The sequence below is a fragment of the Klebsiella sp. ME-303 genome (genome assembly GCF_007910085.1).
Classification (GTDB): domain Bacteria; phylum Pseudomonadota; class Gammaproteobacteria; order Enterobacterales; family Enterobacteriaceae; genus Klebsiella; species Klebsiella michiganensis.
The window spans coordinates 134,294-148,560 of sequence record NZ_VOJB01000061.1; the positions used below are offsets into that span (position 1 = coordinate 134,294).

Annotated in this window: 15 protein-coding genes; 5 read left to right on the forward strand and 10 right to left on the reverse strand. The window is 57.5% G+C overall.

Annotated features, from left to right (window positions below; genetic code table 11):
* Positions 1 to 188 precede the first annotated feature (188 nt).
* The 6 genes from FQK12_RS06095 to sad form a co-directional block, all read right to left on the reverse strand.
* The gene (locus tag FQK12_RS06095; RefSeq protein WP_014229483.1) at positions 189 to 1,640 is read right to left on the reverse strand and encodes a tagaturonate reductase; all 1,452 of its coding nucleotides are present in this window, start codon (positions 1,638 to 1,640) and stop codon (positions 189 to 191) included.
* Between the two features lie 111 nt (positions 1,641 to 1,751).
* Positions 1,752 to 2,282 (reverse strand): GNAT family N-acetyltransferase, encoded by a 531-nt coding sequence (locus FQK12_RS06100; RefSeq protein WP_004851153.1) that lies wholly within the window; start codon positions 2,280 to 2,282, stop codon positions 1,752 to 1,754.
* Positions 2,283 to 2,371: 89 nt separating this feature from the next.
* Positions 2,372 to 3,784 carry a GGDEF domain-containing protein gene (locus FQK12_RS06105; RefSeq protein ID WP_014229484.1) on the reverse strand — a complete coding sequence of 471 codons (1,413 nt, stop codon included), beginning with the start codon at positions 3,782 to 3,784 and terminating at the stop codon, positions 2,372 to 2,374.
* Between the two features lie 107 nt (positions 3,785 to 3,891).
* Positions 3,892 to 4,266 (reverse strand): DUF4186 domain-containing protein, encoded by a 375-nt coding sequence (locus FQK12_RS06110; RefSeq protein WP_014229485.1) that lies wholly within the window; start codon positions 4,264 to 4,266, stop codon positions 3,892 to 3,894.
* Positions 4,266 to 5,192 (reverse strand): glutaminase B, encoded by a 927-nt coding sequence (gene glsB / locus FQK12_RS06115; RefSeq protein WP_014229486.1) that lies wholly within the window; start codon positions 5,190 to 5,192, stop codon positions 4,266 to 4,268. The genes FQK12_RS06110 and glsB overlap by 1 nt, the downstream gene beginning before the upstream one ends.
* A gap of 204 nt (positions 5,193 to 5,396) precedes the next feature.
* On the reverse strand, positions 5,397 to 6,782 hold the full coding sequence (sad, locus tag FQK12_RS06120) for a succinate-semialdehyde dehydrogenase (RefSeq protein ID WP_014229487.1): 1,386 nt from the start codon (positions 6,780 to 6,782) through the stop codon (positions 5,397 to 5,399).
* A gap of 105 nt (positions 6,783 to 6,887) precedes the next feature.
* Here sad and ptrR point away from each other — a divergent pair, with 105 nt between their 5' ends.
* Positions 6,888 to 7,766, forward strand: a complete 879-nt coding sequence (gene ptrR, locus FQK12_RS06125; RefSeq protein ID WP_004851166.1) for a putrescine utilization regulator PtrR — start codon at positions 6,888 to 6,890, stop codon at positions 7,764 to 7,766.
* On the opposite strand, the gene FQK12_RS06130 is transcribed toward ptrR, so the two are convergent.
* A complete protein-coding gene (locus FQK12_RS06130; protein WP_014229488.1) occupies positions 7,720 to 8,202 on the reverse strand; it encodes a GNAT family N-acetyltransferase in 483 nt (160 codons plus the stop codon). The two genes, ptrR and FQK12_RS06130, sit on opposite strands and share 47 nt — an antisense overlap.
* A gap of 145 nt (positions 8,203 to 8,347) precedes the next feature.
* Between FQK12_RS06130 and FQK12_RS06135 the strand changes: the two genes are divergently transcribed.
* Positions 8,348 to 9,292 (forward strand): L-lactate dehydrogenase, encoded by a 945-nt coding sequence (locus tag FQK12_RS06135; protein ID WP_014229489.1) that lies wholly within the window; start codon positions 8,348 to 8,350, stop codon positions 9,290 to 9,292.
* 119 nt (positions 9,293 to 9,411) lie between these two features.
* On the opposite strand, the gene FQK12_RS06140 is transcribed toward FQK12_RS06135, so the two are convergent.
* Positions 9,412 to 10,200, reverse strand: a complete 789-nt coding sequence (locus FQK12_RS06140) for a PhzF family phenazine biosynthesis protein (RefSeq protein ID WP_014229490.1) — start codon at positions 10,198 to 10,200, stop codon at positions 9,412 to 9,414.
* Positions 10,201 to 10,209: 9 nt separating this feature from the next.
* A complete protein-coding gene (locus tag FQK12_RS06145; RefSeq protein ID WP_014229491.1) occupies positions 10,210 to 11,001 on the reverse strand; it encodes a PhzF family phenazine biosynthesis protein in 792 nt (263 codons plus the stop codon).
* 205 nt (positions 11,002 to 11,206) lie between these two features.
* Here FQK12_RS06145 and FQK12_RS06150 point away from each other — a divergent pair, with 205 nt between their 5' ends.
* Complete coding sequence (locus tag FQK12_RS06150) at positions 11,207 to 12,406, forward strand: sugar transporter (RefSeq protein WP_025105754.1); 1,200 nt, start codon at positions 11,207 to 11,209, stop codon at positions 12,404 to 12,406.
* Between the two features lie 75 nt (positions 12,407 to 12,481).
* Here the strand turns inward: FQK12_RS06150 and FQK12_RS06155 are convergent, their stop codons facing one another.
* Positions 12,482 to 13,150, reverse strand: a complete 669-nt coding sequence (locus tag FQK12_RS06155; RefSeq protein WP_004119839.1) for a MarC family NAAT transporter — start codon at positions 13,148 to 13,150, stop codon at positions 12,482 to 12,484.
* Between the two features lie 261 nt (positions 13,151 to 13,411).
* On the opposite strand from FQK12_RS06155, the gene marR reads away from it, so the two are divergent.
* Together marR and marA are read left to right on the forward strand one after the other, a co-directional pair.
* On the forward strand, positions 13,412 to 13,846 hold the full coding sequence (gene marR, locus FQK12_RS06160) for a multiple antibiotic resistance transcriptional regulator MarR (protein WP_004102349.1): 435 nt from the start codon (positions 13,412 to 13,414) through the stop codon (positions 13,844 to 13,846).
* A 17-nt stretch (positions 13,847 to 13,863) separates the two neighbouring features.
* A complete protein-coding gene (gene marA / locus FQK12_RS06165; RefSeq protein WP_004102351.1) occupies positions 13,864 to 14,244 on the forward strand; it encodes an MDR efflux pump AcrAB transcriptional activator MarA in 381 nt (126 codons plus the stop codon).
* The last annotated feature ends 23 nt before the right edge of the window (positions 14,245 to 14,267 follow it).

Below are 14,267 nucleotides of genomic sequence, written 5' to 3' on the forward strand. Positions count from 1 at the left end.
TTTATAAAAAAACACAGAAGTATGTTGTAACTAATGCGAATGCCAAACTAACCCGGCAGCTGCCGGGTTGAGATTAATGCTCCATCGCTTTAGCAATGTGCCCGGATGAGTACCGGGCGGCGGCTTACGCCTTACCCGGCCGACACGATCGACGCTATTCAGGTCGTCCGTCAGCGGGCTTCAGAGTATCAGCATAATGGCTTAACGGCGGCGCGCATGCCGTCGCGCAGAATAGCATCCAGATCCTGCGTGACCCGATCGACCAGACCCGGCACTTTCGTCAGGTCCTGCTCCCAGTGGGATTCAACGGACAGTACGGCTTTTACCAGCTCACCGGTAGTGATTTGCGCATCCCGATGCTGGGCCCATAGCGCCTTATAGCTCTCCATCCATTCGGCATCATCCTGAACCGGATAGTTCTCACCGTTACGCTCGCCGCGATAAAAGGCGATCAGCGCCGCCAGCGCAAAGGTCAGGCGCGTCGGGAGAGCCCCCTCTTTCTTCTGGCCCGCCAGCAGCTGCGGCAGAATGCGGGTACGATATTTAGTCATGCCGTTTAGCGCGATAGACAGCAGCTGATGCTTGATGTACGGGTTACGGAAACGACCGGTTACCGCGCTGGCGAAGGACGCCAGCTCATCGCGCGGCAGATCGAGAACCGGAATAATCTCCTGATAAATCGCCTTCTCGACGAATGAGCAGATTTCCGCATCGTTCATCGCTTCGCCCACCGTATCCAGGCCTGCCTGGAAGGCGACCGGCACCAGCGCGGTGTGCGCGCCGTTAAGAATGGCCACTTTACGCTCTTTGTACGGTTTAATATCGTCAACAATCAGCACATTAAGCGGTAGCTTATCGAGGCGCAGCTCGGCGGCCAGGGATTTCGGCCCCTGAATGACAAACAGGTAGAAATGTTCGGCGGTATCGAGGAAACCGTCTTTATACCCCAGCTGCTCTTCAATCTGCGCGGCTTCATCGCGCGGATAGCCGGTCACAATACGGTCTACCAGGGTGGAGCAAAAAGCGTTGGCTTCATCCAGCCATGCCACAAACGCTTCCGGCAGCGCCCACTCCTGCGCATAGCGCAGTACCAGTTCCCGCAGCGCTTCACCGTTATAATCAATCAGCTCGCAGGGAACGATGACCCAGCCTTTATCCGCCGCGCCGGAGAAATGGCTGTAGCGTTCAAACAGCAGGCGGGTCAGTTTTGCCGGATAGCTCACCGCAGGCGCATCCTCGAAGCGGTCCCCCGCGTGGTAGCTAATACCCGCTTCGGTGGTATTGGAAAACACAAACCGCATATCCGGGTTGTGCGCCAGCCGCAGCAGTTCATCGTAATCCGCATAGGCGCTGATTTCGCGGTTTACCGAGCGAATCAGACGCGCATCGCTGACCGCTTCCCCTTTCTCGTTCAGGCCACGAATAATCGTGGTGTAGAGGCCATCCTGGGTGCTGAGCGACGGCGGGAATGAGCTCTCAATCGGACGCACGATCACCACCCCGGCATTCAGGTCGGTATGCTCGTTCAGCAGATCGATCTGCCAGTCGATAAACGCGCGCAGGAAGTTACCTTCGCCAAACTGAATGATACGTTCAGGGTACTGCGCGCCCGGGAAATCGCGACGGTTTAGTGTTTTCACAAGGGTTCCCTCATAGAGTAGTCATACAACCTGAGTAATTGGTCCAATAAGTTATCAGGTTTTTACGCAAGTGAAACCCTGTTTTGATCAAAGCTGTATGCAATATAAAATTTATGACAGAAATTTATAGAACAGCGATGTTGCCGTCAGCTCGCCGTCGGGCATCAGCGCATAGCGTGGAATTTCCCCGGCTTTTTCCCAACCACACTGTACATAAAAGTTTTCTGCTCCGCTGCCCGTCGCCGTATCCAGCACCAGAACGCTCTTACCCTGCTCGCGCGCGATGGCTTCCAGCCGGGACATGAGCGCATTCGCCAGCCCCTGACGCCGCGCATTTTGGTGAACCAGAAGTTTGGCGACATCGGCGCGGTGCGGCTGGTTTTCCGGCTGGTCGGTAATCAGCTGTACCGTACCAACAAGCCGCTGCTGCGCATCCGCTGCGGCGAGAACAATGCGCTCACCGGCGGCGACGCTCTGCGCCATTCGCAGCCAGAACGCCGTCGCGGTTTCCGGGGAAAAAGGCAGCATAAAGCTCACCGAGGCCCCGCCGTTGACGCAGCTGACGAGGATGTCGGTTAATTCAGGAAGGTGTTCAAGAATATCGTCACGCGACAGCGTGCGCAGAGAAAAGGATGTGGTCATAGGTAACTCCTTGAAATTGACCACATCACTATGTTTTTAACTTATATTTAACACAAGCGGAATTACCATCGTCTTTTCTTATGTACGATTCAGACCATTTCTTGCGTAAAAATACGATTGCGTCCGGCTTTTTTTGCCCGAATCATAGAATCATCGGCGACCATGAGCAGCTGGTTGAACAGATCCGTTACTCTGGCTGAACCCGGCGCCCGGCTCTCCAGCCCCATGCTGATGGTCAGCTGGATCCTATTTTGCCCCCAGGTGAAGGTTTGCGACTCGATGCCCTGGCGAATTTTTTCCGCCAGCAGCACTCCGTCTCGCGCGGATGAGGTCAGCGCCGCGACGGCAAACTCTTCCCCACCAATACGCGCCACCATGCCCTCTTCACCCACCAGCTGCCGCACCTGCTGCGCAAACTGGGCCAGCATACAATCGCCGCACTCGTGGCCCCAGCGATCGTTAACCTGCTTGAAGCCGTCGATGTCGAGCACCATCACGGTGAGCAGCTCGTTTTCCGCGATCGGCTGACGTTTCAACGCTTCGCTTAGCCCGGAGCGAGAATAGACCCGGGTCTGGAAGTCGAAATCAGCGCGCAGGGCCAGCTGTTTGACCAGGTTATTAATCGCCTCAACGCTGGAAGCGACGATGATGGGGCTGATCAGCATCGCAGCAATCCCCAGGCGCGTTGAGAACAGCTGCCACGGCTGCATCCGGGTATCGGGGGAGAGATGGATAAGCGAGTTCGCCACCAGCAGAATTTCGCTAATCCCGGTAATAAAGGTCAACAGGCAGGTTAACGGCAGCGGATAGCGAATCGCGCACCAAATCAGCGCCGGTAACGGGAAGGTTATGCTCCCGGCCCCGCCCACCGCCACGCCGAGCACAATCGACAGCACCAGCGCAATCGCCGGCAACAGCTGACGCAGGCGAAAACGCCCGAACGCCGAAGGGAGCGTGAGGGTTAAAATGAACGGCAGGATAAGCACGGCAGTCGAAAACTGTTCGCTAAACCAGTCCGCCAGTTGGGGAATAAACGTGGCGCGTTCCACATCTACCGAACCCAGCGCCCCGACCGCCGCGCAGAGCAGCGCCGCCAGCAGACAGTAGCAAAACAGGCTTAGCGCATTTATCGGTCCCGGCATCGAATCAGCCCGGCGCTTATCCCACAAAATGAGCTGCGCCAGGGTGACGATAAAAACGATATTGGAGAAGTTGATCAGAAAGGAGGCGACCCCCATTCCCCAACGAGATGTTAAACCGTCATATACCAGCATGGCGGCAAAACAAACGGCGTAAAAATAGCTGCGATTTAGCCAGATATAACGCGCAAAAATCCCCGCCATTACCGCGTTCAGCGGCCAGAAGAACGACAATTCTTGTACCAGACGCAGCATCGCGCCAAAGAAATGCAGTAGTAGCGTTAAAGTGAACAACACCAGCGCATCACGCACGGGCTGTTCCTCACGAAACAGCGTGAATGACCGAATCGACAGTGGAGACATTCATGATTATCCGTCTAATTGTTTCAGGCAATTATTATGTTAATAATTAGTAAGCGGTTCATCATATCATGAGAATAATTATCAGGCATATACCGCCGCCCGATGAATTACAGTCTGCTGCGGTCCGGCGAATTCATCTGGATCACCAGCCAGTGGTGAATCACCTGCACCACGTAGCGCTGCTCTTCGTCGCTGAGGCCGCGCCCCCGCGGGATCGCGTGCCACTTTTCCAGACAGCCGCGACAGCAGGTCGCGGTGGCATGCTGGGCGATAAACACCGGATGTCCGCGCATCGGGGTCTGCTTACCGTCGTTAGGAATTTGCGCAGGGGCCAGCCGACTGGCGATAAAGTCCGCCGTGTGCTGGTCGATAACCTCCGCGCCCTTATCATAACAATACTGCCGTTCTTTCACGCCGAGGCGAAAACGGGAGCGAAAAGTGGAGCGCTGCAGGCGGGCAAACAGGTTTTCTATGGGCACCATCAGAATACCGACCTCCCCAGTTTTTGAGTGAGTTTTTCCAGTAAAGCGATCCCGGCCAGCGAGTTCCCGGCGTCATCGAGCTCCGGGCTCCAGACCGCAATCGCCATCTCCTGCGGAACGATGGCCACAATCCCGCCGCCGACGCCGGATTTCGCCGGTAAACCGACGCGCCACGCAAATTCACCGGCGTTCTGATACATGCCGCTGGTCATCATCAGCGCGTTGACCTGCCGCGACTGAATGGGGGCGATAACCGGCGTCTCAAGGTGCGGAGCGATACCTCGGTCGGCAAGAAACAGAAAGGTGCGCGCCAGCTCTACGCAGCTCATCTCCAGCGAACAGTAGTGGAAATAGTTTTGCAGCACCGTGGCGACATCGTTATGGAAATTACCGAAGGATTTCATCAGCCAGGCTATCGCGGCATTGCGCGCCGAGTGGTCGAACTCCGAACGGGCAACCACCGGGTCATAGGCGATATCGCCCACACCGCTCAGACGACGCACGATTTCCAGCATCCGCTGACGAGGCGCGCTGAGACGACTTTGCAGCATATCGCAGACCACCAGCGCCCCGGCATTAATAAACGGGTTGCGCGGTTTGCCTTGTTCAATTTCCAGCTGCAACAGCGAGTTGAAAGGCTGGCCGGAGGGATCTTTACCCACCCGCTGCCAGATCTCCTCTTCCTGATAGTGGTTCATCGCGACCACCAGGCTCAGGACTTTCGAGATAGATTGGATAGAGAAGCGCTCGTGCGCGTCGCCGGCGCTGTAGTGCTGACCGTCGACCGTACAGATAGCCACGCCGAGCTTATCGCCGCTGACGCTGGCCAGCGCCGGAATATAGTCCGCCACTTTACCGCGACCAATTAGCGGCCTGACTTCAGCCAAAATGGCATCGAGCATTGCGTTATTCATTACCGTCGCCACGCGCGGCTCCTTGCCAACAACAAAATTCGGGCGGTAATTATAGGCGCACGGGACGCGAAGAAACAGCCTCTTTCTCGCCCTCGCGTCGCCAGGGGGATGGTTCGCTCGTCAGCGGGGCGCCTGCCCGGGCTACCAAACCCGCAAATCGCACGAATCGGTAGCCCGGGAAAGGCGTTAGCCGCAACCCGGGGATTTTTCCGCAGGCTAGCGGCGATCTCTCCAGACGGTCTGCACGTTGCAGAATTCATGCAGACCAAAATGGGAGAGCTCGCGGCCAAATCCGCTTTTCTTCACGCCGCCGAACGCCACGCGGGCATCGCTGGCACAGTAGCCGTTGATAAACACTCCGCCGCACTCCAGCTCATCGGCAAAACGCTGGGCCTGCGCTTCACTGGTGGTGTAAACTGTTGCTGAAAGGCCAAATTCGCTATCATTAGCCAGCGCCAGCGCGTGATCGGCATCGCGGGCTTCGGTAATCGTCGCCACCGGGCCAAACAGCTCCTCGCGGAAACCGGTCATCTCCGCGGTAACGTTTCCGAGCACCGTCGGCGCGTAGTAGTTGCCGGCGCCTTCGATTTTTTCCGCCCCCAGCAGCAGGGTCGCCCCCTCTTTTAAGGTCGCGCGCACCTGCTCGTGCAGCTCATCGCGCAGATCGAACCGCGCCATCGGCCCAATATAGTTCTGCTCATCGCGCGGGTCGCCCATTTTCAGCGCGGCAGCGGCGGCGACAAATTTCTGCGTAAAGGCCTCGGCGATGCCCGCTTCGACGATAAAACGCTTCGCCGCGGCGCAGACCTGACCGGTATTCTGGTAGCGACCTATCACCGCCGCTTTCACCGCCTCGTCAAGGTCGGCATCTTTAAGCACGATAAAGGGATCGGAGCCGCCCAGCTCCAGCACGCATTTTTTCAACGCCGCGCCGGCCTGTGCGCCAATGGCCTTCCCGGCGCGCACGCTGCCGGTGACGGTTACCGCGGCGATGCGCGGATCGTTAATCATTTGCGAAACGCCATCGTTGGTGGCGTTCACCCAGCCAAAGACGCCGTCCGGCACGCCCGCAGCGGCAAAAATTTCGCCGATCATCGCCGCGCTGCCCAGCACGTTTGGCGCATGCTTAAGCAGATAGCTGTTGCCCGCCAGCAGAATGGGCACCGCGCCGCGCAGCACCTGCCACACCGGGAAGTTCCACGGCATGACAGCGAGGATAGCCCCCATCGGGCGGTACTCAATCACCGCTTTATTGTCTTCAACCAGCGTCGCCTCGGTATTGAGCATCGCCGGGCCGTGTTCAGCATACCAGTCACAAAGATTGGCGGATTTAGCCACTTCGCCGCGCGCCTGGGCAATCGGTTTACCCATTTCGCGGCTAATCATTTGCGCCAGCGCTTCGCCACGGGCGCGCATCGCGCTACCGACGTTACGCAGCGTCGCAGCGCGCTCCGCCACGCTGACGTTGCGCCACTGACGATACCCCTGTTCCGCAAGGGCAATGGCCGCATCGACCTGCTGTTCGCTGGCCCAGGGCACAGACGACAAAGTTTCACCGGTGGTCGGACTCACGGAAATCGCATGAGTAGCAGATAAATTCATCGTTTTTCTCTCTGTGTTGATTGCGAAGTGACCTTATACTGTCTTACCCTTCCTTTCATTAAAAATGAATAATATTAAGCAACCCATTCACAAAAGAAGAACAATATGGATCTGACCCAGCTTGAGATGTTCAACGCCGTCGCCAGCACCGGCAGCATTACCCAGGCCGCGCAGAAGGTGCATCGCGTGCCGTCAAACCTGACCACACGCATCCGCCAGCTGGAGGCGGATCTCGGCGTCGAACTGTTTATTCGCGAAAATCAGCGGCTGCGGTTATCCCCCGCCGGGCACAGCTTTTTACGCTATAGCCAGCAGATCCTCGCCCTTGTTGATGAAGCGAGGATGGTGGTCGCCGGAGATGAACCTCAGGGGCTGTTTTCGCTCGGCTCGCTGGAGAGTACCGCCGCCGTGCGCATTTCCCCTACTCTGGCGCACTTTAATCAGCGCTATCCCAAGATTCACCTGGCCCTCTCCACCGGTCCTTCCGGCACCATGATCGACGGCGTACTTGAGGGAAATCTGAGCGCGGCGTTCGTTGACGGTCCGCTGGTGCACCCGGGGCTGGAAGGGTTACCGGTGTTCCCGGAAGAGATGATGATCGTCGCGCCCTTTGGCCACCCGCCCATTGCCCGCGCCAGCGAAGTGAACGGCGCCAGCGTCTACGCGTTTCGCGCCAACTGCTCCTATCGCCGTCATTTTGAGAGCTGGTTCCACGCCGATCGCGCCACCCCGGGGCGGATCCATGAGATGGAGTCCTACCACGGGATGCTGGCCTGCGTCATTGCCGGCGCCGGACTGGCGCTGATGCCGCGCAGCATGCTGGAGAGTATGCCGGGCCATCAGCAGGTATCCGCCTGGCCGCTGGCCGAAGAGTGGCGCTGGCTGACAACCTGGCTGGTCTGGCGGCGCGGGGCGAAAACTCGCCAGCTCGAGGCGTTTATAGCGCTGCTGAACGAAGATCGACAAGCAGCAGCTTCTCCATAAAAATGCTTAACGGATCCGGCTGATACGGCGCAAAGGCGCTGCGGGTCTGGTAGCCATTGCGCGTGTATAACGCGACGGCGGCGTGCTGATGGATGCCCGTTTCAAGGCGTACGGTATGGCATTCGCGATTTATCGCCTCTTTCTCCAGCGCCGCCAGCAGTTTTTCCCCCAGCTGCTGGCCGCGATGGGCCGGGTGAATAAACACCCTTTTCATCTCGCCAATCCCCTCTTCGCCGAGCACGATGGCCCCACAGCCGACGGCCCGGTGCTGCCCATCGCGGATAATGAGCGCGATGACCGACGCCGCCGGTAACGCGCTCAGGTCGATAAGATGATTGCTTTCCGCCGGGTAGAGCGTCTGCTGGTATGCGTCCAGCTCGGCAATTAAGGCGGTCAGATCCGGGTGGTTTAGCGGGGTCGCGGCGATAGTGTACATAAAGAAGCTCCTTTTTTGAGCGTACTGTAGCGCGGGGCGTCCGCGGAGCCGCCATAGCATTAACTTATAGCTTCTGACCCGACTTGCGCTCCCCCGGTGAGAGGCAGTAATTTTGCGACATAACCTCTTTTATCAGGAAAATACGATGAATACCAAAGCGCGCAAGGTGATGATTATCGGGGCCGGAAACGTCGGCGCATCAGCGGCCTACGCCCTGTTAAACCAGAATATTTGCGAGGAGCTGATCCTTGTCGATCTCAATACCTCTCGCGCCGAAGCGCACGCTCAGGACCTGAGCGACGCGGCCGCCTACATGCCGGGCATGATGACCATTTCCACCCGGGAAGCCAGCGACTGCGCCGATGTCGATATCGCGGTCATCACCGTTTCCGGCGGCGCGCTCAAGCCGGGTCAAACCCGGCTGGACGAACTGACCAACACGGCAAAAATCGTCAAAAGCATCGTCCCGCAGATGATGCGCGGCGGCTTCAACGGCATCTTTTTGGTTGCCACCAACCCCTGCGACATCATCACCTGGCAGGTGTGGCAGCTTTCGGGCCTGCCGCGCGGCCAGGTGCTGGGTACCGGCGTCTGGCTGGACACGACGCGCTTACGCCGGGTACTGGCCCAGGCGCTGGATATCGGCGCGCAAAGCATCGACGCCTTTATTCTTGGCGAGCATGGCGATACCCAGTTTCCGGTGTGGTCACACTCGGCGGTTTACGGCTCCGCCATCGCCGATGTTTACCAAAAACATACCGGCCAGGCTCTCGACCGGGAGCTGATTGCCGAAAAGGTGCGCAAGCTGGGGTTTGAGATTTACGCCGGCAAAGGCTGCACGGAGTACGGCGTCGCCGGAACCATCGCCGAAATCTGCCGCAATATTTTCACCGGCAGCCATCGCGCGCTGGCGGTGTCGTGCATTCTTGACGGGGAATATGGCGTAACCGGCGCGGCGGCTGGCGTTCCCGCGGTGCTGACGCAAAGCGGCGTGCAGCAGATTATTGAGCTGCAGCTGGCCGATGATGAAGCGGAGAAATTCCGCCACTCTATCGAAGTGATTAAAGCCAATATCGCCCGTCTACCGTGATGGCCTATTTTTCCTGCAGGTTACGCAGGAATAGCGCGCAGGATAAGTTTGCCGGGTAACCCACTCGGATTCGGGATCGGCGGGTCTGTTGCCGATCCCGTTTTATGATGAAGGGCGAGCTAGCGTAGCGTGATGACGCCATTTAAATAGGTCACCGCCTGGCCGCTCATCAATACGCGTTTTCCTTTCAGTTCGCAGCGCATATCGCCGCCGCGCGCGGAAACCTGACGCGCCAGCAGCTGAGTTTTACCCCGCTTTGCGCTCCAGTAGGGGATCAGCATAGTATGCGCCGAACCGGTTACCGGATCTTCCCACACCGCTTCACCGGGTGAGAAAAAGCGGCTAACGAAGTCATATTCCCCGCTGCCCGCGGCGGTCACGGTCACTTTATGTTCGCCGGGCGTCATCGCAGCAATATTCGGCCGCAGGGCTTCGACCTGCTCACGGGAGGCCAGTTCGATAAGCCATGCGCGCCCCTTGCGGGCATGCAGGTAGCGCTCAATCCCCAGCGCGGAGAGCATCTCCGCGGGCGGCTCGCGCTCTTCCGTTTCTCCCGCCGGGAAGTCCAGGGTCAGCCAGTCGCCCTCGCGGCTCACGGTCAGCCGACCGGAAGCGGTCGCGAAGTGAATGACCGCGTCAGGATAATCCAGGTGATGAAATATCACGTGCGCGCTGGCAAGCGTGGCGTGGCCGCAGAGATTGACCTCATTGCGGGTGGTAAACCAGCGCAGCGCAAAACCATCGCTCTCAGGTACCACAAACGCGGTTTCCGACTGGTTGTGCTGCTGCGCCATTTTGAGCAGCAGCTCATCCGGCAGCCACTTTTTAAGCAGGCATACCGCAGCCGGGTTGCCGGCGAAAGGCTGGTCGCTGAACGCCGCCACCAGATAAAAAGGAATTTCCGTCACCGTCCCTCCTTAACGAAGCGTAATCGTGCCGATTAAGTAGGTGGTCGCCTGACCGCCGATCAGAACCCGGTCGCCCCGCCACTGGCAGCGCAGGTCGCCGCCGCGGGCCGACACCTGCCGCGCCTGCATGTCCGTTTTGCCGAGCTTCTCGCCCCAGTAGGGAATCAGCATACTGTGCGCCGAGCCGGTGACCGGGTCTTCCGCCACCGCCTCGCCCGGACAGAAGAAACGGCTGACAAAGTCATACTCTTCGTCCGGGGCGCTGATACAGATCATTTTGCCGAGGCGCTCAAGCAGCTGCATATCCGGACGCACCGCCTCCACCTGCTGGCGGTCGGCTAAAACCACCAGGTAATCACGCGCCACGCGGACTTCCACCGCGTCGCTCAGCCCCAGCCCGGCCAGCAGCTCCGCAGGCGGCTGCTCAACGGCGGTCGTCGCCCAGGCCGGGAAATCCAGGGTCAGCCAGTCGCCGCTGCGCGTGACGCGAAGCTCGCCGACAAAGCGGGTACTAAATACGATTGTCGATGAGGGGTGGTCAAAATATTCAAAAATGACGTGCGAGGCCGCCAGGGTCGCGTGGCCGCAGAGGTTGATCTCATCCAGCGTGGTAAACCAACGCAGCTCAAACCCCTCATCCGTACGCACAAAAAACGCGGTCTCCGACTGATTGTGCTGCTGCGCCATTTTCAACAGCGTTTCGTCCGGCAGCCATTCGGTCAGCGGGCAAACGGCCGCCGCGTTGCCGCCAAAGCTCCGATCGCTGAAGGCATCCACCAGATAAAAGCTAATTTCCTGCATTGTTCTGTCCCTCTATTTTTTTTACTTATCGATAACATGACATAAACGTGAGAAATCCACACGTTTAATAGAAAAATTAATCCGTTAGTGCCGAAAATCTGGCTGAAGCGAAAATGAGATGTAGATCACAAAATGATTGTATTTTCAGCAGCAATCGTTTTAAGATCGTCCCACTTCTTTCCTCTTTGTAACCAGCCCTGAACTTATGATGACAAATACGGTTTCACGCAAGGTCGCGTGGCTGCGCGTAGTCACGCTTGCGATTGCGGCATTTATCTTTAATACCACCGAATTTGCGCCCGTGGGCCTGCTGTCGGATATCGCCGACAGCTTTGGCATGGAAACGGCGCAGGTTGGGATTATGCTGACGATCTACGCCTGGGTTGTCGCCCTGATGTCGCTGCCCTTTATGCTGCTGACCAGCAAGATGGAGCGCCGTCGCCTGCTGGTTGGCCTGTTTATCCTGTTTATCGCCAGCCACGTGCTGTCGTTCCTGGCCTGGAACTTCAACGTGCTGGTGATCAGCCGTATCGGTATCGCCTTTGCCCACGCGGTGTTCTGGTCAATCACCTCGGCGCTGGCTATACGAATGGCGCCTGCGGGTAAACGCGCCCAGGCGCTGAGCCTGATTGCCACCGGTACCGCGCTGGCAATGGTCTTCGGTATCCCGATTGGCCGTATCGTCGGGCAATACTTTGGCTGGCGCACCACGTTCCTGGTCATCGGCCTCGGGGCGCTGGTTACCATGGTTTGCCTGATCAAGCTGCTGCCTAAGCTGCCGAGCGAGCACTCAGGGTCGCTGAAAAGCCTGCCGGTGCTGTTCCGTCGCCCTGCGCTGCTGAGCATCTATTTGCTGACGGTGATTGTGGTGACCGCGCACTATACCGCCTACAGCTACATTGAACCGTTTGTTCAGACGGTCGCCGGCCTGAGCGGCAACTTCGCTACCGTGCTGCTGTTGACCCTGGGCGGCGCGGGCATCGTCGGCAGCATCCTCTTTGGTAAGCTCGGCAACCTGCATGCGTCCGGGTTAATTAACGCGGCGATTGGCCTGCTGCTGGCGTGCCTGCTGCTGCTGCTGCCCGCCTCGCACAACGCCAACCACCTGATGCTGCTGAGCGTCTTCTGGGGCGTGGCGATCATGATTATCGGTCTCGGTATGCAGGTCAAAGTGCTGGCGCTGGCGCCGGACGCGACCGACGTGGCGATGTCGTTATTTTCGGGGATCTTTAATATCGGCATCGGCGCGGGCGCGCTGGTGGGCAGCCAGGTCAGTACCCATCTGTCAATGGCGTCCATTGGCTATGTCGGGGCGATCCCTGCGGTCGTCGCGTTAGTGTGGGCGGTGATGATTTTCCGCCGCTGGCCGGTGTCGCTGGAAGATCAGCAGCCGCATCACTCCTGATCGTGCTGCTAAAAAAACTGCCGGTCGTGAGATCGGCAGGTTTTTTTACGTCTGGTATCAGGACGGCGATGACCGTCAGGCGTGATAAGTGGAAATAATCTCCAGCACGCCGTTAATAATAAACTGCACGCCCATACAGACCAGCAGGAAGCCCATCAGGCGGGAAATCGCCTCAATGCCGCCCTTCCCGACCAGACGCATGATTGCCCCGGAGCTGCGGAGACAGCCCCACAGGATAATCCCGACCAGGGCAAAAATAATCGGCGGCGCGACCAGAACAACCCAGTCCGGGAAGCTCGCCCCGTGCTTTACCGTAGACGCTGAGCTGATAATCATCGCGATTGTCCCCGGCCCTGCGGTGCTTGGCATCGCCAGCGGAACGAAGGCGATATTCGCCGTCGGTTCATCCTCGAGCTCTTCCGATTTCAGCTTAGCTTCCATCGAGTCATGGGCTTTTTGCTGGGGAAAGAGCATGCGGAAGCCGATAAAGGCGACGATCAGGCCGCCGGCAATACGCAGACCGGGAATCGATATTCCGAAGGTGTTCATCACCACCTGGCCGGCATACCAGGCGACCATCAGGATGGCGAACACATAAACCGAGGCCATCAGCGACTGACGGTTACGCTCGGCGTTATTCATATTCCCGGCCAGGCCAAGGAACAGCGCCACGGTAGTCAGCGGGTTCGCCAGCGGTAGAATCACTACCAGTCCCAGGCCTATCGCTTTAAAAAGATCCATCATAGTGAATTAAGGTCCTGTCAATATTGGATTATCAAAAAAATGACGCGTGCTGAGTATATCGTCTGTTGCCAGATTGTACCCGTTCTCCTCAGGACGCATTCACCCTTCCTTCAAATCATAAGATAACAACGTGAAATAGAGTGACCTGCCTCACAACAATTCGTTTTAGCAAATCGTGGCATCGGGTAATTCATCAGGTTGACTTATATTTGCCTAGGCAATAATATCTCCCGCAACTAAGTCATTGCCTGGGCAACCATTGTGAAAAGTACAAGCGACCTGTTTAACGAAATGATCCCTCTTGGCCGCTTGATCCAGATGGTTAACCAGAAAAAAGATCGCCTGCTCAACGACTATCTCTCGCCGATGGATATTACTTCCACCCAGTTCCGGGTGCTCTGTTCCATTCGTTGCGAAGTGTGTATTACCCCCGTTGAGCTGAAAACCGTGCTTTCGGTCGACCCAGGCGCAATGACGCGCATGCTCGACCGCCTGGTCTGTAAAGGCTGGATTGAACGGTTACCCAACCCGACTGACAAGCGTGGCGTGCTGGTACAGTTAACGCCAGACGGCGCAGCCCTTTGTGAGCAATGTCATCAGGTTGTGGGTCAGAAATTGCACCAGGAACTAACAAAAAATCTGTCGACGGATGAAGTGGCCACTCTTGAGTGTTTACTCAAAAAAGTTCTGTCGTAATAAGAAGAGGTAAGATGATGTCCAGACGCAATAACGACGCCATCACTATCCATAGTATTTTGTCGTGGATCGAGGATAACCTGGAATCGCCCCTGTCGCTGGAGAAGGTTTCAGAGCGCTCAGGTTACTCCAAGTGGCACCTGCAAAGAATGTTCAAGAAAGAGACCGGTCACTCGCTGGGACAGTATATCCGCAGCCGTAAGCTGACCGAGATCGCGCAGAAGCTGAAGCAGAGCAACGAGCCTATCTTATACCTGGCCGAACGCTATGGTTTTGAATCGCAGCAAACGCTGACGCGAACTTTTAAGAACTATTTCGATGTTCCGCCGCACCAGTATCGTATTACCAACGTGCCGGGCGAGTCGCGCTACCTGCTCCCATTAAATAACTGTTGTTAACCGCCTGCAAAAAGACGTATTGA